2 pseudogenes are annotated in these 479 nt (G+C 53.9%); one reads left to right on the plus strand and one right to left on the minus strand.

Annotated features, from left to right (window positions below):
* A pseudogene (locus INT22_RS19410) lies at nt 1-276 on the minus strand (signal recognition particle-docking protein FtsY); the annotation flags it as partial.
* Nucleotides 277-366: 90 nt separating this feature from the next.
* Between INT22_RS19410 and INT22_RS22205 the strand changes: the two are divergent.
* Nucleotides 367-479: pseudogene (locus INT22_RS22205) on the plus strand (16S rRNA (guanine(966)-N(2))-methyltransferase RsmD); the annotation flags it as partial.

Below are 479 nucleotides of genomic sequence, written 5' to 3' on the forward strand. Positions count from 1 at the left end.
AACAGAGGCTAGCTCAGGCGCTGGTTCTGATTCACTTGTTTGTGTCTTTTCAGCGGTTTCTTCAACGGATGTACTGTGTTCCGCTGGCGCGGCTTCAGGCACTGACGTTTCTTGCACAACAGCTTCCGCCGTTGACGAGGCCTGCTCTGTTTTATGCTCTAGCGCTGGCTCTTTGGTAGCCTCTACTTTGCCATGCTCCTCCTGAGACAGCGCCTGCTGATCTTGCTGCTCCTGTTGGGAGTCGTGCTTTTTCTTACGTTTGAAAAAACCGAACATAGGTGTCATCCGACTAAATAGGTGAACATTGCGATTATCCTACCATCGCAGACCAAGACTTTGGATAAGTAGCCCGCTACAATCCGCGTTATGAAACGACAACGCTCTTCTCGCCCCTCTACTTCTCGCTCATCGACAGCGCGGCGCGGGCCTGCCAAACCGCCGGGTAAGCTACGCATCATCGGCGGCGACTTTCGCCGCCG

This window comes from Halomonas sp. 3D7M, from assembly GCF_014897885.1.
In the GTDB taxonomy this organism is placed as follows: Bacteria; Pseudomonadota; Gammaproteobacteria; order Pseudomonadales; family Halomonadaceae; genus Vreelandella.